At 47.7% G+C, this 26,636-nt stretch carries 23 protein-coding genes and 1 pseudogene; 9 read left to right on the top strand and 15 right to left on the bottom strand.

Annotated features, from left to right (window positions below; all coding sequences use genetic code 11):
* The first annotated feature begins 131 nt into the window (after positions 1-131).
* The 4 genes from ACSHX2_RS10315 (at position 132) to ACSHX2_RS10300 (ending at position 4,388) form a co-directional block, all read left to right on the top strand.
* Positions 132-764, top strand: coding sequence for an adenylate kinase family protein (locus tag ACSHX2_RS10315; RefSeq protein WP_435692864.1), 633 nt, complete (start codon positions 132-134; stop codon positions 762-764).
* 198 nt (positions 765-962) lie between these two features.
* On the top strand, positions 963-1,922 hold the full coding sequence (fmt, locus tag ACSHX2_RS10310) for a methionyl-tRNA formyltransferase (RefSeq protein WP_435692863.1): 960 nt from the start codon (positions 963-965) through the stop codon (positions 1,920-1,922).
* A 9-nt stretch (positions 1,923-1,931) separates the two neighbouring features.
* The gene (locus ACSHX2_RS10305; RefSeq protein ID WP_435692862.1) at positions 1,932-2,357 is read left to right on the top strand and encodes a hypothetical protein; all 426 of its coding nucleotides are present in this window, start codon (positions 1,932-1,934) and stop codon (positions 2,355-2,357) included.
* Between the two features lie 6 nt (positions 2,358-2,363).
* A complete protein-coding gene (locus tag ACSHX2_RS10300; RefSeq protein WP_435692861.1) occupies positions 2,364-4,388 on the top strand; it encodes an ATP-dependent helicase in 2,025 nt (674 codons plus the stop codon).
* A 134-nt stretch (positions 4,389-4,522) separates the two neighbouring features.
* On the opposite strand, the gene ACSHX2_RS10295 is transcribed toward ACSHX2_RS10300, so the two are convergent.
* The 8 genes and pseudogenes from ACSHX2_RS10295 to ACSHX2_RS10260 form a co-directional block, all read right to left on the bottom strand.
* A complete protein-coding gene (locus ACSHX2_RS10295) occupies positions 4,523-5,836 on the bottom strand; it encodes an ammonium transporter (protein ID WP_435692860.1) in 1,314 nt (437 codons plus the stop codon).
* 45 nt (positions 5,837-5,881) lie between these two features.
* On the bottom strand, positions 5,882-6,535 hold the full coding sequence (locus ACSHX2_RS10290; protein ID WP_435692859.1) for a hypothetical protein: 654 nt from the start codon (positions 6,533-6,535) through the stop codon (positions 5,882-5,884).
* Positions 6,536-6,567: 32 nt separating this feature from the next.
* On the bottom strand, positions 6,568-6,804 hold the full coding sequence (locus tag ACSHX2_RS10285; protein ID WP_435692858.1) for a hypothetical protein: 237 nt from the start codon (positions 6,802-6,804) through the stop codon (positions 6,568-6,570).
* A gap of 69 nt (positions 6,805-6,873) precedes the next feature.
* Entirely contained in the window at positions 6,874-7,602 is a 729-nt protein-coding gene (locus ACSHX2_RS10280) for a metallophosphoesterase family protein (protein ID WP_435692857.1), read from the bottom strand.
* A gap of 645 nt (positions 7,603-8,247) precedes the next feature.
* Positions 8,248-8,445, bottom strand: a complete 198-nt coding sequence (locus ACSHX2_RS10275) for a hypothetical protein (RefSeq protein WP_435692856.1) — start codon at positions 8,443-8,445, stop codon at positions 8,248-8,250.
* 56 nt (positions 8,446-8,501) lie between these two features.
* A complete protein-coding gene (locus ACSHX2_RS10270; RefSeq protein WP_435692855.1) occupies positions 8,502-11,741 on the bottom strand; it encodes a hypothetical protein in 3,240 nt (1,079 codons plus the stop codon).
* Positions 11,717-12,814, bottom strand: coding sequence for an SIR2 family NAD-dependent protein deacylase (locus ACSHX2_RS10265; RefSeq protein WP_435692854.1), 1,098 nt, complete (start codon positions 12,812-12,814; stop codon positions 11,717-11,719). The genes ACSHX2_RS10270 and ACSHX2_RS10265 overlap by 25 nt, the downstream gene beginning before the upstream one ends.
* A gap of 69 nt (positions 12,815-12,883) precedes the next feature.
* Positions 12,884-13,066: pseudogene (locus ACSHX2_RS10260) on the bottom strand (N-6 DNA methylase); the annotation flags it as partial.
* 423 nt (positions 13,067-13,489) lie between these two features.
* On the opposite strand from ACSHX2_RS10260, the gene ACSHX2_RS10255 reads away from it, so the two are divergent.
* Positions 13,490-15,010, top strand: a complete 1,521-nt coding sequence (locus ACSHX2_RS10255) for a hypothetical protein (RefSeq protein ID WP_435692853.1) — start codon at positions 13,490-13,492, stop codon at positions 15,008-15,010.
* 10 nt (positions 15,011-15,020) lie between these two features.
* Here the strand turns inward: ACSHX2_RS10255 and ACSHX2_RS10250 are convergent, their stop codons facing one another.
* From ACSHX2_RS10250 to ACSHX2_RS10240, 3 genes are all read right to left on the bottom strand, one after another.
* On the bottom strand, positions 15,021-15,503 hold the full coding sequence (locus ACSHX2_RS10250; RefSeq protein ID WP_435692852.1) for a TrmH family RNA methyltransferase: 483 nt from the start codon (positions 15,501-15,503) through the stop codon (positions 15,021-15,023).
* A gap of 133 nt (positions 15,504-15,636) precedes the next feature.
* On the bottom strand, positions 15,637-16,437 hold the full coding sequence (locus ACSHX2_RS10245) for a histidinol-phosphatase (protein WP_435692851.1): 801 nt from the start codon (positions 16,435-16,437) through the stop codon (positions 15,637-15,639).
* 75 nt (positions 16,438-16,512) lie between these two features.
* A complete protein-coding gene (locus tag ACSHX2_RS10240) occupies positions 16,513-17,676 on the bottom strand; it encodes a class I SAM-dependent rRNA methyltransferase (RefSeq protein WP_435692850.1) in 1,164 nt (387 codons plus the stop codon).
* A gap of 166 nt (positions 17,677-17,842) precedes the next feature.
* On the opposite strand from ACSHX2_RS10240, the gene ACSHX2_RS10235 reads away from it, so the two are divergent.
* From ACSHX2_RS10235 to ACSHX2_RS10225, 3 genes are all read left to right on the top strand, one after another.
* Positions 17,843-18,100 (top strand): hypothetical protein, encoded by a 258-nt coding sequence (locus ACSHX2_RS10235; RefSeq protein WP_435692849.1) that lies wholly within the window; start codon positions 17,843-17,845, stop codon positions 18,098-18,100.
* A gap of 132 nt (positions 18,101-18,232) precedes the next feature.
* Positions 18,233-20,956, top strand: coding sequence for a hypothetical protein (locus ACSHX2_RS10230; protein WP_435692848.1), 2,724 nt, complete (start codon positions 18,233-18,235; stop codon positions 20,954-20,956).
* A 33-nt stretch (positions 20,957-20,989) separates the two neighbouring features.
* A complete protein-coding gene (locus tag ACSHX2_RS10225) occupies positions 20,990-21,607 on the top strand; it encodes a hypothetical protein (protein ID WP_435692847.1) in 618 nt (205 codons plus the stop codon).
* On the opposite strand, the gene lysA is transcribed toward ACSHX2_RS10225, so the two are convergent.
* Both lysA and pheA read right to left on the bottom strand, forming a co-directional pair.
* Positions 21,597-22,895 (bottom strand): diaminopimelate decarboxylase, encoded by a 1,299-nt coding sequence (lysA, locus tag ACSHX2_RS10220; protein ID WP_435692846.1) that lies wholly within the window; start codon positions 22,893-22,895, stop codon positions 21,597-21,599. The two genes, ACSHX2_RS10225 and lysA, sit on opposite strands and share 11 nt — an antisense overlap.
* A gap of 5 nt (positions 22,896-22,900) precedes the next feature.
* Positions 22,901-24,172: a prephenate dehydratase gene (gene pheA, locus ACSHX2_RS10215; RefSeq protein ID WP_435692845.1), complete on the bottom strand. Its 1,272-nt coding sequence runs from the start codon at positions 24,170-24,172 to the stop codon at positions 22,901-22,903.
* Between the two features lie 254 nt (positions 24,173-24,426).
* Here pheA and ACSHX2_RS10210 point away from each other — a divergent pair, with 254 nt between their 5' ends.
* Positions 24,427-24,975, top strand: a complete 549-nt coding sequence (locus tag ACSHX2_RS10210; protein ID WP_435692844.1) for a hypothetical protein — start codon at positions 24,427-24,429, stop codon at positions 24,973-24,975.
* Positions 24,976-24,978: 3 nt separating this feature from the next.
* Here the strand turns inward: ACSHX2_RS10210 and ACSHX2_RS10205 are convergent, their stop codons facing one another.
* Both ACSHX2_RS10205 and obgE read right to left on the bottom strand, forming a co-directional pair.
* Positions 24,979-25,350, bottom strand: a complete 372-nt coding sequence (locus ACSHX2_RS10205; protein WP_435692843.1) for a gamma-glutamylcyclotransferase family protein — start codon at positions 25,348-25,350, stop codon at positions 24,979-24,981.
* 55 nt (positions 25,351-25,405) lie between these two features.
* Positions 25,406-26,512: a GTPase ObgE gene (gene obgE / locus ACSHX2_RS10200; protein ID WP_435692842.1), complete on the bottom strand. Its 1,107-nt coding sequence runs from the start codon at positions 26,510-26,512 to the stop codon at positions 25,406-25,408.
* Positions 26,513-26,636 lie beyond the last annotated feature (124 nt).

Genomic DNA, 26,636 nt, shown 5'->3' with positions numbered 1-26,636 from the left:
GAGTTTCGCCATTGAAGGGCAAGAGTAATTTTAAGTGTTAACCAGACTTACTGCTAGATTCTGTCAAGGGTGTCACAATTAACAAGAATTCGGCTTGCTCTAGAAGGGACAATCCCTAGCATCCCGCTCCTATGGCAAATGAGAGCAATAGTAAACGCCCGGCAATCCTCATCCTTGGTGCACCAGGATCAGGAAAAGGTACCCAAGGTAAAGCGCTGGGCATGGTTCCTCGTTTCTTCCACTGCGCCTGTGGCGACGTCTTTCGTTCACTCGACACGCGCACTGAGCTCGGGAAAAAATTTGTAGAATACTCTAGCAAGGGACAACTCGTTCCGGACGAGCTTACGATCCAGCTCTGGGAAGCTCAAATCGAGAACTGGAAGGAAGGCAATGTCTACTTCCCTGAGACAGATATCCTCATTCTCGATGGCATTCCACGCAATGTAAAGCAGGCTGAAATCCTTAGTGACTACATCGAGGTGCATCACATTTTCCATCTCTCATGCCCAGACCGCAGCGAGCTCGCTCGCCGCATGCAGAAGCGCGCTCTTCGTGAGAACCGTATCGACGACGCTTCTGAGACAGTAATCGAAGACCGTATCCGCACCTATGAAGCGGAAACTAAGCCAATTCTCGAGTTCTATCCAGATGCTATCCGCACTGACATCGATGCCACTCAGCAGCCGATCAAGGTCATGCATGACATCATCAGTAAGATCGTCTCACTTCCTTTCTACGAGGAAATGAATAAGGTTTCTATCTAAGCTGACCTTTAAATTTCTTAAAAAAAAGGGCTGCCACGGCAGCTCTTTTTTATTGCTACGACACTCTCGTTCATCCCATCTTCCATGGCGCATTTGCGTCCTCTATTTAGAGCACTCGCTATCTTTTAGCGCTCGCTCTCTAATCATTCGTGCTATTCGTGAAATCCGTGGTAGAACGAGTCATTCATCACTTTATTTATGTCCAGTAAACGCATTGTCTATATGGCAACAGGGGATATTGCCATCCCAGCATTCGAAGCACTTATCGCCGACTCTACTTACGAAACCGTCGCGCTGATCACCCAGCCTGACAAGCCAGTAGGGCGTAAACAGGTGCTCACTCCTCCGCGTATCAAGACAGTCGCTGAGCAAGCGAACATTCCGGTGCTTCAGCCGATCAGAGTTAAAGCTGAAGAAGAGCTACAAATCCTCCGAGACCTAAATCCAGACATCATCGTAGTAATGGCTTATGGGCAGATCCTGCCAAAGGCGTTGCTAGAAATTCCTAAGGTTGCCATCATCAATCTACATGCCAGCCTGCTCCCGAAGCACCGTGGCGCTTCATGTATCCAAGCAGCGATTGACCAAGGCGACGCAGATTCCGGAATGACTGTGATGCACGTCACAGAAGGACTGGATGAAGGGGATGTGATCCTGAGCAAGCCATTCAAGCTGACACCAGACGTCACAGGGGGTGTACTGCATGATCTCTTAATGGATGATGGAGCTCAATGCCTACTCAAAGCTCTAGGAATGCTCTGCGACGGCACTGCGACACGCACACCTCAAGATGACGCTCTCTCAAACTACGCTCCGAAGCTGATGCGTAATGATGGAGAAATCGACTGGAACCAGCCAGCTGAAATCATCGAGCGCAGAATTCGCGCCTACGATCCTTGGCCGGGGACGTTTACCACCTTTACAGATACTAAGGGCAATCAGAAAAGGCTCAAAGTCTTCCCACAATGCGAAGTGCTGCAGGATGTTTCCGCTGAAGCCGGCACAGTCGTGAGTACCGAAAACGGCTTAACAGTTGCATGCTTGAAAGGTGGATTGCACATTACAGAATTGCAGCCCGATGGGAAGCGCCGCATGCCCGCAAAAGATTTTCTTGTAGGTGGCCAAATAGCAGTTGGCGCGAACCTCGGAGCACACTAAATTTTTATTATGAAGGATCTAGAACCAGAACTAAAAGAACAAGTCGTAGAGCTCTGTAATAAAGCTCTCGAAGCGCAAGAAGAAGAACGCTACCACGCATCTAACCGTGACCTACTGAAAGTCCATGACTTGCTTCCATCTCCTAAAGAAGAGTGGAAAGCCTACATCTGGTTGCTTTCTAACATCGGTGACAACCATTTCGAACAAGACGAGTTTGCCGAGGCAATGGTGCATCTCGATGAAGTCTTCGAGCGTGATGAGACTTCATTTGAAAATGCGTATCTCTGCCTTCGCCGTGGCCAATGTGCACTCGAGCTCGAGCAAAATGAGCTTGCACTTGAACTCTTATCCAAGGCCTACGCACTTGAGGGGAAAGAACTCTTTGAAGATGAGCACTCGAAATACTTGAAGTCCATCAAGCAAGCTACAGAGTAAGAGCAGATGGCGCGCGAATACAAACTCAACTCTAGGCAGAGCGAAGGAACGAGCTCAGGTATCGATTACCGAGCAGAGCTCAATGACCAGCAATATGCTGCCGTCACTTCACCTCCTGGCCACGCATTAGTGATCGCTGGTGCTGGTAGTGGGAAAACACGCGCCTTAACCTACCGCGTGGCCTTTCTGCTAGATAAAGAAGTCGCCGCTAAAAACATCCTACTTCTCACTTTCACCAACAAGGCGTCCCGCGAGATGCTCGAGCGAGTGACCGATCTCATCCCTCACGACACCAGTGAGCTGTGGGGTGGCACTTTCCACTCGATCTGTAATCGCATGCTGCGCCGACACGCTGATGAACTAGGTTTCACGCGCAACTTTTCCATCCTCGACACCGACGATCAAAAATCGATTCTCAGGGCGCTCATCGCTGAGGCAAAGATAGACACCAAGAACCGCCGCTTCCCTAAGCCTGACGTTCTGCTCTCTATTTTCAGTCTCTCAGAGAACACGAAGAACTCAGTGGAGGAGATCATCCAAGAATCCTATTCCTACTTCAAAGAATGGGAACAGGAGATCAAGCAACTCAAACGTGCCTACGTGAAGAAGAAGCTCGATACCAATTGCATGGACTTCGACGATCTCTTGATATTGGCGCTCAAGCTGCTCAAGAAAGACGAAGACCTGCGCGAGCTCTATCAGCGCAAGTTCCGCTATGTGTTAGTAGACGAGTACCAGGACACTAACAGCATCCAGTGTGAACTCATTGACATCCTTGTTGGACCTAAAAATAGCCTAATGGTAGTGGGGGACGATGCGCAGTCGATCTACTCGTGGCGTGGTGCGGATATGAATAATATCCTCAGCTTCCACACGCGCTACCCAGATGCCAAGGTCTACAAGATCGAGACCAACTACCGCAGCTGCCCAGAGATCTTAGAACTCTCAAATGCGGCTATCAAAGCCAACGAAAGCCAGATCCCTAAGGAGCTGCGCGCTTCCCGCGGAAAAGGCAGCATGGTGCCCGCCGTGATTCCACTCAGTGACCCACGAGCTCAGGCAGACTTTGTCACACAGCGGATTCAAGACCTCGTGAGCGAGGGAATGGAACCAAGCGAGATCGCCGTACTCTACCGTGCACACTACCAGAGCATGGAAATCCAAATGGAGCTGACCTCACGCGACATTCCATTTCAGATCACTTCCGGGCTCCGCTTCTTTGAGCAAGCACACATCAAAGACGTTTCCGCGTTCATCCGTTTCGCAGTGAATCGGAAAGACGAGATTTCTTTCAAGCGTATGGCCGGGATGCTGCCAGGGATCGGCCCCAAGAGTGCGGACAACCTCTGGAAGGCTTGGCTCGCATGCCCGGTCAGCCAGCACGAAGACCCACCACTCGCATTTTCTGAATACCTCAGTGACTTCAAAGTTCCTAAAAAGGCGGCAGCACACTGGGAACAGCTTTGTTACACGCTCGATGAACTCGTCACCCGCGATGGCTACCAAGCGCCCTCAGAAATGATCCTCAGTATCACCGAAGGGGTTTACGATGACTACATGCGCGAGAGCTTCGATAACTACGAGCAGCGTAAGCAAGACGTCCAGCAGCTCATGCAGTACGCGCAGGGCTACACTGATATAAATGAGTTCCTCGCTCAGCTCTCCCTCATGAGCACTGCCGATGGTGACCCGAAATCTAAGAAAGAGGAAAAGAACGAAGACGCGGTCACTCTCAGCTCGATCCACCAAGCCAAAGGGCTCGAGTGGAAAGTCGTTTTCCTCGTCTGGCTCGCCGATGGTATGTTCCCAAACAAGCGAATACTTGAAACTGACGATAATGTGCAGTTAGAGGAAGAACGCCGTTTATTCTACGTCGCCCTCACTCGCGCGAAGGACGAGCTCTACCTCACATACCCGACGACTAACCCTAGAAGCTACACCGGCGAGTACATGCAGACGCCCTCACGCTTCTTCGACGACTTCGACCAAAACCTGGTCGAAGAATGGCAAGTCGAGAGCAGCGGTTGGTAGATTTCTTGATAGAGTTACCACAGCCTATTCAGCAACGTACAAATAGATTTAATGCTTGGTAGATGCTGTAAGTAAAACTCAATAAGAACGAATAGAATATCTGTGATAGAGTAGTTCGCGGTCATCGTGAACTACTATTCATCATCATTAGATGCAAAGTCTGGGTAAGCTGTTGCAGAGTGCTCAGCAAAGTCTAGACCCTGTTCTTGCGCTTCATCTGAAGCTCGTAGACCGATCGTTTTATTGATGAGATAGAAGACAAACCAACTGAATGCAAAAGCACTAACTGGGACTACAAAAGCTCCTAAAGCTTGGATCCCGAAGTTTGAGAAAGGGGCTGATTCATTGAAAATACTGACACAAAGTGTGCCAAATATTCCACAAAACAGGTGAACAGGTATAGCTCCCACAGCGTCATCTAGTTTAGCACGTAGGAGGTACTTGCCGCCAATCACGGTGATAAAACCACTGATGAGACCGATCAGAATAGATGCCCATGGAGCTACTACGTCACAACAAGCAGTGATGCCTACTAAGCCACCTAAAGCACCGTTAATGGCAGATTCAGGGTCAGCCCAGCCTTTGAATATCCAATGAAATACCAAGCCAGCTACTAAGCCGCCGCTTCCTGCCAGAAGTGTGTTCACGCCTATTCTTCCTATTTCTGCGCCAGCAGATAAATTTGACCCACAGTTGAATCCAAACCAGCCAAAGAAGAGCAAGAACATGCCTAATGAGCCAAGTGGGATATTGTGCCCAGCGAAAATCTTTTCACTGCCGTCGTCTAAGAAACGTCCACGACGTGGCCCAATAACGATGATGCCCGCAAGTGCGAATGCGCCACCTACTGCGTGAACCACTGTGGATCCTGCAAAGTCATGAAAGCCCAATGCGCTGAGCCATCCTTTTCCGCCACCAAAGCCGAAAGGAGTACTAGCGCCACCCCAAACCCAATGACCAAGTATAGGATAAATGAAGGTACAGGCAATCGCTGCATAAACAAGGTAACCTGGGAAATAGGTGCGTTCAGCCATTGCGCCGGAGGAAATGGTTACAGTCGTTGCTGCGAACATCACTTGGAATAAGAAGAAAATCCAAATGGCATTTGATCCTAGAAAGTCAGAGCTAAACCCAAAATTTCCTAGGCCAACAATGCCACCCTGTGACCAGCCAAACATGAGACTGAAACCTACGAGGAAAAACCCTATAGAGCCCACAGACATGTCACAGGCATTTTTCATGACAATGTTGATGGCATTTTTAGCGCGAGAGAAACCCATCTCTAGCAGGCAGAATCCAGCCTGCATTAGGAATACCATAGCTGCGCATATAAGAATGAACACATTATCGGATTTATCGAGGGCAGCAGCCCCCACTTCTTGTGAGTAAGCTGAAGAGTAAAATAAGCACCAAAGTAATAGGGTGGTAAGTAGTGTCTGTTTTTTCATTAGAGTAGAGAGTAGAATCGAAATTGAATGTTGTGAGGTGAAAGGCTATTGCTGCGCAAATTGTTCTGCTAAGACTTGAAATTCTTGATCAATAAGTTTCCTTCGACTCGCATTAGGTATTTTTGCGACTACAGACTGACCGATAGCGACTGCATTTTCAAAAGGCAGGCTAATGGGGGAATCTGCGTAACCAGCTTCTTTCATTGAAGTATCGATCATTTTATTAGCTACACCACTTGGGGCTATGCGTTTGATCAGTGTGGCTAGCTTCTGTCTAAAATCATCCCATTCCACGGAGTATTCAGCTTGCTCACTCTGCGCGACTTCGGTCTGAGTATTGCTAGAGACGGCTTGGGCATCACCACTAGCGGGTGAATAAGTTTTTTGACCAAGTTGCGACTGAATATTATGGTACGTTTTATTAATGGAGAAATTCGAGCTTACTTGGAGTAGGATAAGTAAGTCACTGTGCACGTACGCTTGCAGGGTGTATTTCTGGGTTTTAACGAGAAAACCTTTCATCTCTCTGTTGGATCCAGCCAAACCATTTTTGATGGTTACTAAGGATGCACAGACTTGAGTGATCGTACTTTCGCTAATAGCGAGCTGGTTTTCTATTAAATGGCCTTGATCGGTGAAAAGAGCCACGGCTTCAACGGCTTCATTTTCATAGAGCAGCTCGATGAGTTCCTGATACATATGATTTAGTGTTTGTGTGTTGAATCAAGTACTTAGGAAATAGCCTCACTGAGATCGTCATATGGACATGCACCACCCTCAGAGATGACACCGCTACCAGAAGCGACTCTCCCTAATTCAGATTTCTCTACAGATACAGCGAAAGACCATTGAGATTCGTGTGAGATGAATGTGATAGGGCCGTCTTCTGCTAAAGCATTCTTGAGTGGCTGGAGAGCACTATAAAAATAGTCAAGGTTTTGACTGATGAATTCATATGTTTCTGGCATGCAATCGCTTACGACTGATCCGCGCTGAACTTGAAAATGGGTTAAATTAGACATGATGATATTGATAAATTATGCTGCAGAAATTAGGCGATCGCCTAAGCTGAGAGGTAAGCCTGATTCTGTTATTTGCTGGACCACAGAGTGGATGTCATATTTGACCCTTCTGAAGTTAATTGTTCTTTTTTCACGATCGAAGACTACATAGCTAGCCTCTGGAATTCCGTCTCTTGGTTGGCCGACAGACCCAACATTAATAAGGTATTTCTGATCAGGGTGGAGCTCTATTTCCTGCTCGGTTAGCACGGAGACACTCTTCCCTTTTTGGGTGTAGGTGACCGGCTTATGCGTGTGTCCGAAGAAGCAAATAGGCGTTGGCTGCGTGAGCATCGCTATTTCAGCGTCGAAGCTGTTTCGGAGATATTCCCATTCCCCAGGGTTTTCTAGAGCCGCATGTACCAGCATGTTTCTTCCCAGTCTTCTTTTGTATGGAAGGTTTGCCAGCCAAGATTTTTGTGACTCACTTAGCATGCTTCTTGTCCACTCTAGAGAAGCACGAGCTTGGTCATTTAAATTATCAAGCACTCTATCATTTGATGCATCCTCATCATGGTTGCCTTTTACGCAAACACAGTCGATGGCCTGTACTGCTGCTATGCAGTCAATAGGATTGGGGCCGTAACCTACAACATCTCCTAAGCATGCGAAATTTTGTACACCTTGGCTTTTTGCATCGTTAATGACTGCTTCGAGAGCATTCAGGTTCGCGTGGATATCTGAAAATAGTGCGGTTTTAGACATTAATTCTTGGGGGTAGATATATATCACTCTTAATTACATAGGTTTAAAAGAGTGCGTTTCTTGGGTGGTGATGTTTCGTAATCTTCTGAAAGTCAATATATTGAGCTCGATTCAATATGAAACGTTTTACGTGTATCCATGAATTACATTAATATGTTAAATATAAACTATAGTTTGAATTATGATGATATTTTGGAGGTAATGATGAGTTATATTATACAAATCCAGTAGAGAAGGTAACGCCTACTTAGGTTTGGTTAAGTCACCCTCACTCAGGCTAAGGGCGAGCTCTACTACCTCACATATCCGACGATAAATCGAATAAACGACACCGGCGAGTACATGCAAACACCCTCACGCTTCTTCGACGACTTTGACCAAAACCTGGTCGGAAAATGACAAGTCGAGAGCAGCGGATGGTAGAGGGGAGGGGGCTTAATCGCACACACGCCAAAACTCCACCTAATATCGCCTATTTTTCTTAAAGCTCTCCGCGCGACTCTGGCCTCCTCTAGATTGGCACCTACCAATCTAGCTGATTGGCAAGCGTCCTCGGCACTCGAGCATCACCACCCGCACCGGAAATTTCCTGAGGCTTCCACTTACTCGTATCAGTTCTAATTTCCTGATTTCTTACGTCTAATTTCAAACTTCAATCCCCACCACGATGGCGATCTTGAAATTGGACTCCGCCTTTTTAAACTGGATATCGAACTTCTTGCGCTCGTCCTTGCCCTGACCAACGGACGAACAATTCACTGCATACTGGCTTTCTAGCAAGAAATATTGCCTGGCCCCTATACGTGCGCATCCACCGTCGATTTCCTGAAACCAACAGCGCATTTCACGGACCGAAGCCCTCGAGGCGTCGAATTCCGGCAAGACTATCTTATTCAGAATCAGTCTCTATATGGGTCTCGTTTAGTTTCGCGCTCCGCATCGCGTTCAAAACCTTCAGCCAGACCACGAAGGCTCGTTGCAATGCGCGTAAATTTGGCCAAATCATACTGATCGGCACGCGAGCGATAGTTTTCAGCTAACTCCAACTCCGCTTTCCCACCGCTAAAACCATGGACTCCGCGGCTGTTGAACAGTTCTGTAGTTAAACCTCTGCGCATATGCTCGTGTTCGGAGGCATCCAAGCAATTCGCCACTGCTGGGTACTTCAATATACCCTCTAAACCAGCAGGAGAATATTTCAAACTGTGCCCAATCATCTGCTGAGCTATTGTCCAATGTCCCGATTCTTCGCAAAGATCTCGAGATTTTTCAATCCACTTAATAAAGGCGGGTTCGTCAATAGTTTGCTCCAATGTCGTGCCTGGCGGAGTGTGCCAGTTATGTAACAGTCGGTATGCCTGTTCCGCCATAATCTTCGTTTGTTCGTCCACTTCCGGCGACTTGTCGCGATCTTTCTCCGAACGAAAGCAAGTTTTAACGACATCATGAAAAAATAGAGGTTCCGTTGCCAAATTGCGCTCCAAAAACACTGGACTCCCGCCCGAGAACCGATCTAGCAGCTTAAGGCATTGAAATTCTATCCAGGTCATATCGTCAGCATCCACATCATTTGCAGATTGAAGATGTTTAATAACTTCGAGCAAGTGGTGTTGATCGAAGTTTCCAACAGCCCGTTCATCGGTCAAAAGCTGTTTTACTGCCCGAGTCGCTAAGCCGGTAGGAATCTCCTTATTCTCATGCTTGAGGGCGTTTATGCAATCAATGGCGATTTCTGGTCGATCATTTTCAAGAGACTTTTCAGCTGCCTCAATAAAATTACCCTTCACCTGAAAAACATTAGGCCAAATCCGACTCCAATACTCTGACAACTTATCACCGAGAAATAGCTCGGCTAAGCGCCAGACATCAGCAGTGAAAGGAAGATACGACAAGAATAAGCCTCTCTGCTTTAAAGTCCAAGTATTTAGATCTAAGCCTGTGACCCAATCTCCAGGAACATTCTGGTATCGTGCCCATAAATAGCCACGCACGAGCTCCACCACAGGCTTGTCGGTGTTCTGTAGGTATTTCGGCAGAAGAAATCGATCCAAATTCTCGGTGCCGATTCGTCCTAAGGCACTACCTACTTCAACAGGAAAATTTACCACTCTAGCCAATTCTATTACTCGCTGTGGGTCATATTTCTCCAGCACTTCAGTCACAGCATCTTCACGTCTCTTAGCGAGTGCCTTTTCTTCCTCCGCGTAATTATCCGTTACATAGAATTCATGAGCATACGAATTGAAGATCCTTTGATGAATTATTGCAGGATCAGTCGGCTTGATAGCCAGTGCAGCTTTCTCTAATCTTACGATTTCCTCCTCTGGCATCGCCCAGTCGGATTCCGCATATTTGCGGTGACGATCGATTTGTTCAGTAAGTTTCTCCCACAGTTTAAAGCGCTCCTCATTCGGACGTCTCAGAGCTTCCGGCGTCTCCAAATGATCCAACACTTTCTGGAAAATCTCCCGAGGCAGGTGATCCCAGCGAGAAATCAATTCGGTGAGTTTATCAAGATCACCCATTGCAATGTTAACTGCTAAGTTCGTATAGTTTTGAACCTGCTTATGCATTACTGAACGGGTAGTTCCTTCGGACCAGTCACTGGGAAACCAATCTCTCCACGCCGGCTTTTGATTGTGGCTTCCAACTTGGTGACTATCCGGCAAGACTCCAAGCAGAAGATCCCAACCGCATTCTACGTTTTCTTGAATTACTCGCTCCACCGCGGCACGACGCGCATCCACACTAGCCAGTGTTTGCGGCAACCATGTCAAAAACATGCTTCGCAATGTTGCCGCTGGATTATTTCCTGAATTCTGGGGCAGATCGAATTGACAAAGCTTAGCTAGTGCGACGGAAACACGACTCAAGTGATCCGCATTCCAAGCAAGCACTTCAAGTGCCCATAGCAATCCGCAGTGATAGTTCCGCCCGAAAATCGAACCCTCGTAAATAGCGAATAGCTCCTTCAGAGGACTCGATTCTAAATCTTTTAAAGCTTCGTCGACGGCATCGAGAAATACAGTTGGAGCAGCTTCGGCCAATTGTGGCATGATCGAACCCAAACTAGCCCAGCGTTGCCAATCTGCCTCCTTGAATAACGAAAATACGACATTGTCAGCAACTGTCCTTGCGAGATTGGGACTACAGGAAAGTTTACTTCCTTGTCCGCCTAGCAAGGCGAGAGATTCTGCGATACCTTTGCGGAGCGCTGCTGAATGGGTTTCTCGGTTGGTTTTGAAACCTGCAAGATGACGTTCGTCCGCTGGAAGTTCGAGTTCAGGTGAAATATCCGCAAGCAGATGTTCACACGCTGTTTGAAACCGACGAAGGTCTCCGTCGGTCAGAAAATGACCCAATTGTTGCCAAGACTCGTAACGGGAAACAGGTCGGAACAAATTTCCATCCAACAAGATTGGTGGTTCATCATTCCTGGTGAGCGGATAGACCCGCTGAACCCAAATCTCATAATGCTCGCCGATGATTTCAGTGAGAGCTGATCGGTCATGTTCCGATGAATCGCTCCAACCGCCTAAAAGCGCCAGACAACGCAAATGGTAACCTAAGTCTCCCTTTGCCCACTCCGGACGGTCATTGGTTCCAGTTAAAAGCCGAGTCAATATGTGGATATTCCCATTGCTCTGTTGGGCAAGTTGCTCCGCCTTACCTGCGGGATATTCATGCTTTTTTAGAAGCTCTAGAACATCAAACTGCTGTGGCTCATTGAGTGTAACCACCTCCGTAGTATCTGGACGAGGGTTAGCAAGACTGAAGATGACAGCATGGCCACGTTGCCGAGCATGCGGCAGCAGCTCACTGCGGGCAGAATCAAAGTCGAGTTCTGGATCGGCTATGAGGATCTGGTTTGTGACACTCTCAGGTGAGCAAAGAGAGTGCCAAGTTGATTTATCACTAACGAATGAGCAGCGTGGACCGGCTCCCGTTTCGAGTTCACCACGCTGGGCAAGACAGGCCGATATGAATCCGGCAACCTCTTTCGGATATCGAGTACGAATACATAACTCTCTCGTTTTTCCGTCAAACACGGCATTCACTTTTTCGACTGCCTGATCACGCTTGAGAAGGAAAACTTCCTGCATCAGGGAAGGTGTCAGCGTTGCGTTTGGAGTTTCCATATATCGAAGGGCTTTAGTGGTTTTGAAATTGAGTCAGCTTTCAATCCTGTGACTGGGACAAGCGGAGGATTGGTTGCTTCAGACGATGTTCCACTCTCTTTTCCAATTTCTTCTAAAAAAGGACTGAGGGAATCATAGCTGTCTCCGTAGACTAGGGTGTCCAGATAACCATGTTCCTGAAGTGAGTTGAAGAGCCCCGGCTCATCTGACTGCCTACACAAAATATAGTGCCTATGTTGAACTCCCTGAAGCGCATCTCTCGCCCAACGAAGTAATGTCTGGAAATTCGGGTCGAAGAAAGTGTCGCCACACCCAACAAAAAGAAGTGTGTAGTTCCGAGAAAAGTCGCGAAGGAGATCGCGGGTATCCTCGTGAACGCTAATTTTTTCATACGATAGTCGATCCAGAATAATTGAATCGGGGTTTTTCCAAAATCCGTGGAGGTGCAGTACTACGTCCCTCTCTCGGTCGTGCATACAGCGTGTAACCTCAGTCCGTTGATGCCATTCAATAGGGCGCCATTCGGTGACATCTTCCACAAGACTGTCATAATTCAGAGTCGTGACTAGGCCTCCCATCCCTTGAATCGCCCGAATCAGACGGGGTTCTTTTACCGTAAGTTGACCGATTGAATCATGAAGCCACCAATAACGCCCGTTGGTTCTCTTATCTAGGCTGTCGTGAATTCTTTGAGCTGCTTCGATTAGATAGTCGGTTTTGCCATTGTTGGTGCCTATCCTGATCTGCTCCCTAACAAGATTCGCCTCGTCAGCAACGAGAAGTTGATGCTTCAAGCAGTGTTCCACTCCGTGGGTCAAAAGTCCAGGCCAGCCTGCGACATCAGTTGATTGCCCCGGATGACCAACCGATTGAAGCGAGACGCCCGCACCGATAACAACGACTAATCCGTTTCGTCCAATACTATCGAGAACCTCGTCTCGCTTCTGCATGTTTGAGGGATCATCAACCGGTGTTCCTATAGCGGCATCCGCACTTATCCCTGTCGTTTCTGATTTAGAGACGTCGCCTGCTTTCTGGGCTTCAGGATTTGATGTAGTTAGCTGGGCGTCCATAAGTATGCGACTAAAAGCTTAGTTGAGAGACGGGTGGAAAGAGAATCGCATTAATGACCGGAACAAACTAAGAGCGATCATGCAGTCGACGAGGTAGTTCTCGACGATCTTCTGACGGATCGCGCCTTCGCCTTTGGTGTTGGTCGATATGGAGCCGTTGACAAGCACGAAGCCGACGACCCCGTGCTCGGAGACCTTGGAGACCTTGGAGAGAATCCAGGCGTAGTTGGCAGTGTCGGCGACGCGCACGTCCGAGGACTCGACGGAACCGCGGAGCTTGGTCTCGGTTTCCAAGAGAGATTCCGCGAAGGATTTGGTCGGTTTCGCCTGAGCGGATTTTTTAGCAGTCTTCTTTGAGCGGGCATGTTGAGGATGGTCGGAGAGTGGCGCGTTTAGAGTGAAATGGAATGGGGGGCGCACGTGGGTGCGACAGTAGTAAAACAATGACTGAGCGACACATGCTGAGATCACTCTCACTCATAAAAAGTGAGGTCCGTGATGGCGAGGATAAAGTTGTATAAAACGCAAAGTTAACCCTACTGAAGGGTGAGTAAATGGGGCGATGATGGCATTTACTCTTGATGTCATTATTCTAGGAGCTAACTATCCGCCTAGACATCTGTTAGTTGTTATTGCCCCCCATAAAACTACAGGGAGAATTGTAGAAAAAATTTCATGATTGAAGAGAATTACCAGATTGAGGAGATGGTGGAGCAAGCTCCGTTATTTGTGATCTATAGCGCCATTGAGAAGGAATCTGGTCAACAGTGCCTGATCAAACGTTATATGACTGATGATTCTTCTGAGATAGGGAAAGTAGATGGGTGGTCAGAGAAATTCACCCAACTCATCAGTGAATTTAGCGGACAGAATATACCGAGTGTTAGATCTATCATGGATGGTGGTCTAGACCCATGCGATGGCAAGGCTTGTACCATTTTTGAGCAAATCGAAGTCAGCTCCCTAAAGGAGCAACTGTATGAGCGTACTGGACTAGGACTAGAGCTCACTTATGAAATAGCAAAGTCTGTTCTCGAAGGATTTGTAAGTCTACATGCGATGGGAGTCCTACAGGCAAAACTAGCTCCAGATTCACTTTTCTACACCAATGCGGAACACAAGTCTCCATGGGTGATCACCTGGGACCCTATCCGAGCACTGCGCTGTAAATATGGTGTGAACCATTTTAAGAATGATGGTTTCACGGCTCCTGAGCTGATCGCTCGCGAACACGCTTCTGCTCAGTCTGATCTGTTTTGCTTAGGGAAGACATTAGAAGTAGCAGCGGGGGATTTAGCCGCAGACCCAGCATTCAGCGCGTGGAATGCCGCGATGGTTCACGATGATCCACAACAACGCTATGCCAGCGCACAAGTAGCTTTAGACGCACTGATCGCAATGACTCCTGAGCCACAGCCGGTTGCTCAAATCATCCAAACAGCGGCACCAGAAAATCCTGTTGCTCAAGCAGTTGCTTTTGCTGGTCTTTCTGAAGAGTTAGCCACAGACGAAACCGAGGACACGGCACCGGCAGTAGCAGGGGTGACTTCGCTCCCTGTGGCCACAAAGAGCAAACCACCTGTGTTACTCATCGCAGTCTTAGCATGTCTTGTGCTAGCTGGTGGCGCGTACATATTTAGTCAGGGCTCTGATGATGAGGGTGGCTTTGAAGTGGTTTCTGAATATGAGCTGGAGGACATCGATAGCCAGCCACGTAATACGGCAAAGAAAGAAGCCTCAAAGAAGCAGAAGGCGAAGCAGCAAAGTATCCAGCAAGAAGCTAAGATGGTGGCGCAGCAAGAAGCTGAGAAAAAGACTCAGGAGGAAGCTGTAGACGAGATCTCAGTAGACACTTCTGATATTCCAGAAACAGGAGTTATCCTTAAATATAAGGATGTCAAAAAAGCCAAAGCGCATGTTGGTGAGGAAGTGCTGCTCAAAGGTGTGCTCAAGGATATCATTATCGCAAAAGGCAACCTCTACGTCCTTACATTCACTTCAGCAAAATCCCGCAAGGGCACAATCTGTATGTCAGCGGACACAGACAAGTTTTATCCCGAGTTAAAACTCCCAGAACTCAGGCATAAGCTACTGAACCAAAATATAATAGCTACTGGAAAGCTTGTTGAAAACCCACATACCTTTAGTATCCATCTTGTCGATAAAGACGCGATTAAGTTAGTCGATAACGACTAAGTAGCGCGTTCTACCCCTCAGGGTACTGCATGCAGTATTCTAACACGCACATGCTCGTGGCTGTGGCTACATTGTAGCTGAAGGGAAGCCCCCAGATAGGGATCTCTACGACAGCATCGAGCAGGTCTAAGCTGTCTTGAGCTAAGCCTTCTCGCTCAGAGCCTATCACTAAGACACATTTGTGTGGGAAGCGGTAGGTCCCTAGCTTGCTCGAATTCGTCGTTTGCTCAAGTCCGACGAGCTTATAGCCATCAAGCTTCAACTTTTTTAAGACCGGGACTAAGCTCCGTTTTACCGTGAGCTTCACATTCTCCGCGCCATCTCGAGCGATCTTAGGATTCACTTTCGCGCTCCCAGTGGCGATGACTTCTGTCACTCCACAGCAGCCAGCTGTACGAAGAATAGTGGAGAGGTTCACATTGCTGCGCAGGGGCGAGCAGGCAATAATAAGAGGCCGCGGCTGATCGAGCTCAGTCGGTGGTTTATACCGCACATGCTCAAACTTAGGAGCATCACTCAAGTAAACCGCCCACTAATAGTGGGCACGGAGCACAAAGGGTTTTGAAAAACATAGCGCGAAGCTAGGGCGATCCCCGGCTCAAGCAAGGGAAATACGCTGATCAGCGCTAAAGGTTTTCGTAGCTTCGCTGACCCTTATCGATGAGTACAGTCTCCATGTAGCCCGCAGCCTTCGCGACAGCTTTGGCTTTTTCAAAATCCCGGGCCACTTCCGCTGGGTGGTGGGCATCTGAGGAGATAACGAGACCTATACCACCATCGCGAGCGAGTTCTAGGAATTCGCTGTGAGGGTATTGTTCGGCACAGGGTTTGTGCCAGCCAGCGGTATTGAGCTCGATGATGGCTCCGGAGGTGGCGAGCGCATCGATCGCTGGTTCGTAAAAGCGACTCAAATCTCCAGCTGGCTTGTGACCAAATTTCTTAATGAGATCGGGATGTCCGAAAATATCAAACAAGCCACTGTCAATCATGTCAATGTAGGTGCTCCAGTAGGTTTCCCAAACCTGGTCGATATCTGCTTCTGCCCATTTTGAGCCCACCCATTTTGGGTTATCGAAATCCCATTGATCATTGATGTAATGCACGGAGCCAATGAGGTAATCCCAGTCGTATCGTGAGCGTAGGTCTTGAATCCAGCTCTCGCAGCCTGGAAGCCAATCGCATTCCATACCGACGCGGACAGGAAGTTTATCTCCAGCGTGTGCCTTAGCGCGTTCTACCCAGGAAAAGTACTCGGGCAATTGAGATTCAAGCATCCGCCAGTCATCGAAAAACTCTTCACCCACTGGAGCATGGTCTGAAATCCCATATTCAGTCACACCAGCCGCTATTGCAGCATCAATGTATTGCTCGGGTTCTCCCTCTGCATGCATACAGAGGGGTGTGTGCGTGTGGTAATCAGCTGGCATCGCATTGTCGTTTGGAATTTCAGAGTGTGTGATGATGGTTAGCTGATTTCACTAACCATCATCTCAAGATCTTAATTAGCGGGATGGTGCTAATTCAAAGGTGAAGCCTTTGAGGTATTCTGTTTCAGGAATCGCAGGAAGGACTGGGTGATCAAGTCGTTGACCGTGGTTCATAATCATACGCAGTGTGCGTTTAGCGTCGACGGATGCTTGCACCACATTTTGAAGGAAAAGCTCACGTGTAGCATGGTGAGAACAACAATAGGTCGAAATAATTCCGTTCGGGTTGAGGAGTTTCAGTCCGCGAAGGTGGATTTCTTTATAGCCACGCATTGCGTCATTGAGAGTCTTCTTGTTGCGAGTGAACGATGGGGGATCCAGAATAATCAGGTCGTACGTCTCTTCGTGATGCTTTAGGAAGTCGAAAGCGTTGTGTTTGATCGCTTCGATTTCAACACCATTGAGTTCAGCATTACGATTAGTCGCTGCGATAGCGCTTTCTGAAACATCCACAGCAGTCACGCTAGCAGCACCAGCCTTGGCACAAGCGAGTGCGAAGCCACCTTGATTACAGAATACATCGAGCACCTTTTTACCTTTAGCGAGTTTCGCGATGGCGGCATGCGCATCGAGCTGATCGAGATAGAGGCCCGTCTTCTGTCCATCTAGTAGGTCTACTTCGAAAAGTACGCCATTGGCGTCGACAACAAAAGGTCCAGGGTTCTCGCCATGGAGTAGTGTGACTTCTTGCTCAATACCTTCAGCCTTGAGCATAGGGGAGTCATTTCTGAGAATGATAGTTTTTGGCTCGAGCAATGTAAGTAGAGCAGCCACGATAATATCTCTGCGCTGGTGCATAGCAAGCGTCAGAGTCTGCAGCACTAAATGGTCACCATAGCAGTCTACAATAACACCGGGAAGGGCGTCAGATTCACTCCAGACAAGACGACAAAGCTTCATATCCACTCCTTCAGCGCGCTCACGCACGTCAATTGCTTGCTGAATACGGCGTTCGAAAAATTCTTGGTCGAGCTTTTGCTTACGGCGGGAAATACGGCGAGCTACGATCTGGGAATCAGGATTATAAATCGCAGTTCCTAGTGGGCGATCGCGGAAATCTTTCAGAGAGATGACATCGCCAGGCTCTGGAGCTCCAAAGGTTTTCTGAATCTCAGATGAATAGACCCAGTCGTGACCGTGGTATATGCGGGAGCGAGGTTTGATAATTAGTCCAGCCATGATGTAATTGAAATTCAGTAAGTTAAAATGGGTTGTGAATCTGTCTTCTTCTCGAAGATCTCGCTCACAGCACACAGCTACTCGCAGGAGAGCCTGTGGTCAACACTGGAAGCATTGTAAGGTCTCGCAATTTTTCGTCTTGCTAGACCTGCTTGGTAAAGATTAAATGCATCTCACATATATTATGGGACAGCAATTCAACAAAGTAATCAAACGTCGTCGTCGTAAGCAGTATCTTCGTCGTCAAAAAGCAAATGCAGCATTAGCGGCGAAATCTTCGGTAAAGAAGGTGGCAAAGCCAGCTACAGAGGCAAAGCCTGCAGCTAAGAAAGCTACTAAGAAAACAGCAGCTAAGAAAGCTACTAAGAAAACAGCAGCTAAGAAGACAGCAGCTAAAAAAGTTGAGGAAAAAACTGAAGAGTAAGCTTTCTTACTAATTAGATTTATCAAAAAGACCGATTCAGGAAACTGGGTCGGTCTTTTCTGTTTTTAGGGCATGATCGAATTAGCCATTTGAAAGTATCGATAATATAGAGTACTGCTTGGCAAGTAGTTCATGAAGCCCATCTACCACATACAGTTTCTTTTGCTGTGCGCGCACACTTCTCTAGTAGCATCAGCGCCGACCATTACTGAATCGGCCACAGAAAATGTGGAACTATTAGATATGCAGCTCCTTAAGCAGCTCGGCTCAGGTAGTTTTAGTGAACGCGAATCGGCGACTCGTACAATATGGGAGCTCGGTGATGTGATGTTGCCACATTTGAAGTCCGTCAGCGCCTCAGATGACCCAGAGCTAGCCTCAAGAGCAACCATGCTAATTCAGAATATCGAGGCTGGAATTTTCCCGACGACAAACAAAGCCGTGCTGCAGGCGATTGCTGAATACAACAACAGCCAATCACTGCATTCGAAAATTGAGGCACTAGAATCACTGCGAGAGCTCAGAGCCTATAAGCAGGCCTTGTATCTACTGCGCAACGAAAAGGATGATGCCGTACGCAAAAAATTAAGCCGCGAGCACAGCATTCGCCAGCTAGCGAGAGCCGCGGCATACTCTGAGCTCACAGAAGGGAGAATTGACGAAGCCATCTCTATCCTACGGCTAGCACCCTATGAGGAATTTAATCTACGGGCTCTGGCGCACCTGCTGAAACAGAATGGTCAACTCGACCAAGAACTCGAACAGCTCGAAGCACAAGAGATGAATGCCGAGCGCCAACTTTGGAAGCTCACACTCCTACAGACCAAAGGGGATATAGCTCTGCTCAAAGAATTTGCCCAAGACCAGCGTCTCGACGCTATTCTCAGTGTGATAGCGATGCTCGAGGGTAACCCACATCTCATCTTAAACGAATTGATCGAGCGTAGTCATGAAGATCTACATAGGAATGCGCTCAAGACCCTTAAAAGCACCTACCAAAAAAATAGCACTGATTTAGCAGCGGAGTTCACTCAGTCACTAGATGACCCACAGGACGACACCCTACTACTCTACCAAAGTGCTATCTCGATGCTTTTAGGTCAGCGCAGCACTGGTGAGTCTCTACTTGAACTAGCCAGTAAGTCACTAGCTAGCGGATACTATCAGGGGCTCGAATCATCAGCTCAGGAGCTTCGCTTGTTTGGCTGCCCGGATCCAAACCTTGACTACGCATCGTTTCAGAAATGGGTCGTGCAACAAATCTCACTTGAACTCGATTTAGACCAAAACCATCTCGACCACGAATCGGATAGCAAGATCGAGAGCCTCGCTAGATTTTACTACCAGAGAGGTAAAAAGGAGGAGGCTGGCTTCATCTACAAAGAATACCTTCAAGCAGTTAGAAAAAACGATGAAGAGAGCTGGCGTGATACTCTAGCCAATATGCCACAATATGGAATGGCCGAGCTCATGCTCAAATTCATCTATGAATCTAAACCGAGTGATGAAGACCTCCATATTCTGAGTAATAGGATTTTCGGGGATTCTCCAGATGTGGATAAACTCTGGGAAGAGCTAGCAAAGCACAACCAAGGCAAGCAAGAGCAGTTCAGAGAACTCTGCACACTCATGTCACTCCCACGCAGTTCGTCCGAGGGAGCCACCCTAGAAAAGCAGTTACGAGAAAACGCTAAAGACTACGAAGCGGCCGAGCGCCTAGAGCTCATCGAAGCTCTAGCCTACGCCGCCGAGCAAAGGGGCGATTACGTGCAAATGCTCAATTACTACAAACAGCTTACAGCCTTAGATGTCGAAACCGAGCACTACATCACCAAATATAGAGAAGCGGCAACACTCCAATTAGACTGGCAGGGTATTATCGATTCCTACGCGCTCCAGCCTGAGTTCGTTAGAAATAACCCTATTGCTTTAACGCGCTACGCACTCGCTCACAAAGAACTTGGCAAGGAAGGTGATTATCAAGAGCTAATCCAGCGCGCCAAGACTCTCACTCTAGGCGATGCGAAAATCCTTAATAACATGGCCATGGTATTTCACGAATGTGGTTATCAAGAAGAGGCTCTGGAGGTATGGATGCAAAATCTAGCGGGCTCTACCTCTACAAGCTGGGGATTCTTCATGTCCCTCAGCAGTATTAACAATTTTTCTTACCAACTAATTAACCAAGAGGAATGGAAAAAAGCCTCCGCATTTTCTATCGTCGAGGCTGCTATCCATATGGATCCAAGTGCTTACCCCCTGAATTCGGCCATCACTCCATTGCGTCTCGGGTTTGCGGCAAATTTCACCTACGGCATGGCTTTACTAGAAAGCGGCAAAAGGAAGCAAGCTATAGAGTTCCTCAACTACGCACATAATTCTCTCACGGGAGACGGCGTATTAGCCAATCACTTTTTCCCGAGCCTTTTAAAAGTCAGCCTCAAGAAGGAACGAGACCGTTGGTTTCGCGCATCATGGGAGAAGTTAGAGAATGAGCTCAAGATGTTCCCAGAGGCTCACAATACGCACAATACGATAGCATGGCTTGGTTCACGCGCAACGTCGAATCTCCCAGACTCTATGCGTCACTCTGAAATTGCCTTGCGGATTCAGCCGAACCAGCCAGCATACTTAGACTCCTTGGCAGAGGTGTATTTTGCGATGGGAGATCGTAAATCTGCTATCAAAACCAGCCATAAAGCATTGCACGCATTGACCACACAAGCAGGAGAATACAAGCGTAGATCTAGTCTTCGACAGCAACATGCAACTATTTCCAGCATGTTCTGGGATCTCAGCCACCAGCATGCTCGCTTCGTGCACAGTCCGCTTCCAGCTAGTATCACTATAGACTAGTCAGCTATGTGGAGATTATTGATATTGGTGTCTTTGGCACCCTTCATTGCAGGTGGCTTGTTCGCTAATATTTTTGGCCTCCGGCATCTAGTCGGTGATCAGAAAATAAGCCTCAGCGTGAAGGTTTTTCTCGATAAATTTTTAGCCACTACTGGCCGAGAGGACATTACCATCCAGTATAAAGGAAAGCGTGGGGCTATCAATTGCCCCGGCAGGACTCTCACTTTACCTGCAAGCTACGAGACTAGCTATCACACCGCGCACCATGCCAGAGCTTCGCTAGATTTGGGCATGCTACTGCTACATGAGAATCATTCTGGCCCAATCGAGTTTAGACTGAAGATGTTAAAACTCGGTCATCTAGCACCACTCTTCATGACCCTCATAGTAAGCTTCAGTTGTCTACTAGGGAAACTCCCGCCCATCATAGGGATCTCTCTCTTTGCCTTCAGCCTGGGACTCAGCGCTGTTATGCTCTGGCTCAGTATGCCAGTGGAAAAAGAAGCGGCCCACCTAATGGTGAGCCGCATCGAAAAATTACGTCTTGTTCCGAGATTATCAGAAGAAGAGTCATTGGTCTGCTCCATTCGTGCCGTACCTTGGTCGCGGCTTATCCCTGGAGTTCTTCTAAAGCTGGTCCTTAAAGATTAGCAATTTCAGCTGCGAGGATATCCTCAACAGTCTGACGTGGGCGAATCACTTTTCTAGCTGCGCCATCCACTAACACCTCGGCTGGAAGACCGCGTGTGTTATAATTAGAAGCCATCACGAATCCGTAAGCGCCAGCGCTTAGGAGGGCAACAAACTCACCTTCAGCAAAGTCTGGAAGATCGCGATTCTGACAGAAGAAATCACCTGTCTCGCAAATAGGGCCAACCACATCCATAGCGATGTGTGGAGTCTCTTTAGTAGGCTCAGCTACTGGGACGATCTCGTGGTGACCTTCGTAGAGAGCTGGGCGGATTAAGTCATTCATACCAGCATCCACTATCTTAAATGTTTTAGCTGAACCTTTCTTCTCATAGAGACATTCGGTGAGTAAAACACCCGCATTTCCAGAGATATAGCGACCTGGCTCAACAAGAATTTTCAAACCAAGATCTTTAAGGAACGGCACAACACCAGCTGCATATTTTTCTGGTGTGAGTGGACGAGCTTCTTCTGTGTGGCTGTCCCACCAAGCCTGAGAACCGGAAGCAAGAGCAGGGGAATAAACTATGCCGACACCACCACCGATAGAGAAAAACTCGATGCTGTATAGCTCTTTGAGCTTCGCTGCAAGTGGAGCCACTTTTTCAGCAGCTTCGATAAATGGCTTCACGTCAGTGAGCTGAGAACCGATATGCATTTGAAGTCCACGAAGTGTGATGTTTTCTAACTTCGATGCGCGCTCATATGCTGCTTCGATAGATTCAAAATCGACACCAAACTTATTCTCTGACTTACCAGTCGAAATATACTTGTGAGTCTTCGCGTCCACATTTGGATTCACGCGAATCGCAACAGGGGCCTTCTTACCAAGCTCACCAGCGACTTTATCAATGAAGGCAACCTCAGCTTCAGACTCAGCATTGAAGCAATAAATTTCTTGTTCAATAGCGTACACGATCTCTGCACGAGTTTTACCAACACCCGCGAAAGTACATTTCCCTGGATCTCCACCAGCGGCGATGATGCGCTTGAGCTCACCAGCTGAAACGATATCAAATCCAGACCCAAGCTCAGCAAGAAGCTTGAGAACTGAGAGGTTGGAATTCGCTTTCACAGCGTACTCGATGCCGTGATCGAGCCCAGTTAGAGCATTGTCGAGACGTGTGTAGTTATCACGAAGCGTGCCAGCGCTGTACACATAAGTAGGTGTACCAAACTCCTCAGCAACTTGCTGAAGGTTTACGTCTTCACAATAAAGTGAGCCATTCTTGTATTCGAAGGAGTGCATGATTGTTAGTTAGTTGTGTTTGAAATTTTCATATCTTGATAGCTGCCTAGAATCTTAATCATCGAGCAATGCTCCTCAAGTTGGGCGAGGGCGCGTACTACATTGGCATCTTCAGCATGAGCTGAAATATCGACGTAGAAGTAATACTCCCAGACGCGTTGTTTCGATGGACGAGATTCGATCTTAGACATGTTGATCGATTGACCTTGAAAGGTTTGCAGAGCTTTGACTAGGGATCCTGGCTCGTCTTTAACGGAAAAGAGCAGGGAGGTCCTGTCGTCACCAGTAGGCGGACATGTTTTCTCGCCAATCACTAGAAAGCGTGTGGTATTATTAGAGTTATCCTGGATGCCAGACTCCAGCATGTTCAAGCCATACATTTCAGCAGCTAAAGGGCCACCCATAGCGGCAGCACCTTCATTTGCTTTATCTTTGGCGATGCTAGCAGCCTTAGTGGTCGAAGAGACTTCTACGAGGTCGGCATCCGGAAGATTGTCTATTATCCAATGCTTACATTGCCCGAACACCTGTGGGTGTGAATAAAGAGTTTTTATGGAATCGCGTGAAATACTAGCCATGAGACCATTTTCGATACGCATCAAAATCTGAGCGCAAATCTTTAATGGAGAATCTACAAATAGATCGAGCGTGTGAGAAACGGCTCCTTCGGTTGAATTCTCAATAGGAACAACGCCATAACTGGCTTCGCCATCATTAACACATTCGAAAACATCCGCAAAATTAGCCTGAGGTAAATAGGTAACACTGTGGCCAAATTTAGAAATGGCAGCTTGGTGTGTCCAAGTACCTTCAGGTCCGAGGTAGGCAATTTTAAGATCATCCTCGAGCGCTAGAGCTGCAGACATGATCTCACGATAAATCGCTCGGATAGATTTCTCAGGGATTACGCCATCACTGAGCGCTGAAAGCTTACGAAGGAGAGATTCTTCACGCTCAGGTGCATAAATCTGCAAACCTTCTTTTTTCTTAATTTCACCAACGACGTGAACACAATCCGCACGGTCATTGAGGAGCTCAACGAGTTTTGCTAGCTGAGAATCATCGCTGAGAGCCAAACCAGATGAGACGATTTCGCGGTAAATGTAGAACATCGAATCCGCTGGGATGCGCCCATCACTGAGGCTGTCCAATTTGTTGCGCAACTCTGACTCGGTTTGTAGGGACTCAGTGCCGGAACTCAAAGCGCGGTCGTTGAGGATCTGAATGAGCTGGGAATCAATCTCATCGATTTTTTTGCGTATGTCGTTGAGTGGCACTTGAAATATAAAGTTGTGTTGGTGTTGGCTCTAATGAGCGTGTACGCAAATTCAATAAATCTGCATGCGCAAGCAAGCAAGCCTACAGTGCTTCTCAAAAGCACAATTCACACAGAAACATTACAATATGGTTAAATCAAAGCTCATTTAAACACATTAATAACTTAACACAATGTATGTAATGCGGAATTAATAAGTGTTGCACGTGCCCTGCTTGATCTTGACGCATTAGACTATCCGTAAAAGATGTGCGCATGCATTCATTCATAGCAAGAGGTCTCACAGTAATTGCCTCCGCTTTAGTAGCCATCAACCTCACGAACTGCGCTGGCACGATCGGCGGCTCAGGCTCGTCCTCCAGTCTTGGAGGTAAAGAGATTACTGCAGAGCAACGTCAGCTAGATATCCTCACGGAGCCAACTGGCGACTTCTACTATGCTCGCCGCTACTTTGTCTCTAAGACCCGCTTCTGGGGCTACGTGCGTAAACCACGTCAACCTTGGTCAGAGGCCAAGCTCGTCATGATGAATGAATCCGTGCGCCCGCAGCCAGACCGCCTCCCGGAAGATGGTCCATCAAACGCCCGCCACGGGTATGATCAGAATTACGAATACAAGCTCACAGGCTCCTACACCGGTCGCAAAATTTACGATCCAGCCAGCAACCTCTTTTTACCTGAATTTAAAGCCTCTGGCTACCAAGTGCTCGACCGCGCACCGGGCTGGATTTTCTCACCGAGAGATAATTACGATCCATATAAAATCACTCTCGTGAACAAAAACGTAGGTCTTACAACCCGCTAATTTTCACGAAATCCCCCTCTCGACCTCCAGCCAATCTCCACTCGGGATTTTCTGGAGGTTTTTTGTATCCTGACTGTAAGCATAAACCAGCACATCATGAGTCACGCCAACTGAATCCTCTACAGATACGCGAGTGCACTCATATTCATACCCCTCGTACCTATCGAGCTCCTTAAGGAGTTCCAGTGACACCTCGTAAACTTCTCCGATAACCTTAGACCCTTCGCCCAAAACCACACCGGGATACCAATCCACTCGGTACATTTCTCCAGGCAAGAATGCTGCAAATAAAAAACGCGCAGACGTCATGCGTTGCGCGTTTGATGCCCCCTTCCGTAAAGTTCCGTATACGAAAACTAATTCAGAAGGGCTCATTTCAATTTCAATAGAGTGCGTAAATTCACACCCCTAAGATCTAAGGGTTAACTCATTAAGCCTCTTCAGGAGCATCTGATTCTTCACTAGATTCAGTATCCTCTTCAAGATTCACTGCATGCAAGTGATAGCCCACAGTTTCATCGAGATACTCACGTAGATCGCCGAGCCCCAATTCACTTTCTGCTGAAATCGGAATGATTTTCACCTTAGGGAAACGTATTTTGAAGTTTGCGAGATTCTCCTCAGCACCCTCGAGATCCATCTTGTTAGCTACCACGATCCATGGAAACTCAGCGAGCTCTTCATCATACATCTTAACTTCTGTACGAAGTGTTTGCAGATCTTCGATAGGATCACGACCGTCAAATCCAGCCATATCAACTACGAATAGAAGAAGGTGACAACGAGTGATGTGTCTTAAAAATTCGTGCCCGAGGCCACGATTCTCGTGCGCGCCCTCAATAAGTCCCGGAATGTCCGCTACAGTACAGCGACGGAAACCTGGAAACTCAACCACACCTACAGTGGGCTTCAACGTGGTGAAGGGATAGTTGCCAATCTTAGGAGCGGCAGCAGAAAGCTTTCCTACCAATGTTGACTTACCCGCATTAGGGAAACCAACCATACCTGCCTCAGCGATACGGCGTAGCTCAAAGTAGTAGACCGACTCATCACCTTCAGTCCCGAGAGTGTGCTCCTCAGGAGCCCGGTTTATGGATGACTTATAGTGCCAGTTACCCTTGCCGCCCTTACCGCCTTGGCAGAGCACGAAAGTGTCTCCTGGCTTAGTGAGGTCAGCAATAGGCTCAAGGTCGATTCCCTCGTTGCGCTCAAGTTCAACTGCATCCTTAATGGTGAGTGCAGGGCTTTTGTAGATGACGGTTCCTGGAGGAACACGTGCGATCACTTTCTTGCCGTTTTTACCGTGCTTACGTGCTCCTGCACCATGGGCGCCTCCTTTAGCAACTAGCTTAGGGTCGTAGAAGAACTCACGTAGATTATCAGTGTTTGCACTGCATTCAATAATGATGTCACCACCATCACCACCGTCGCCACCATCAGGACCACCTTTTGGTAAATACTTTTCACGACGGAAGTGTACTACTCCGTTACCACCGTCCCCGGCCTTACAGTATACGCGGATATTATCGACAAACATGGCTTCGTTAATGAGTTAAATAATGGTGCTAAAAGTTCTTAGCGGAGCGACTTCTTAGCACCAATTCCCATTTCAGCAACCAACAATCTAGGTGATATTCGACTTTTTTTGACATAGCTGCGTC

The organism is Rubritalea sp. (assembly GCF_051252225.1).
GTDB lineage: Bacteria > Verrucomicrobiota > Verrucomicrobiia > Verrucomicrobiales > Akkermansiaceae > Rubritalea.
Note: the sequence above shows the minus strand (reverse complement) of the source record. Positions and strands in the feature narration are given on the sequence as shown.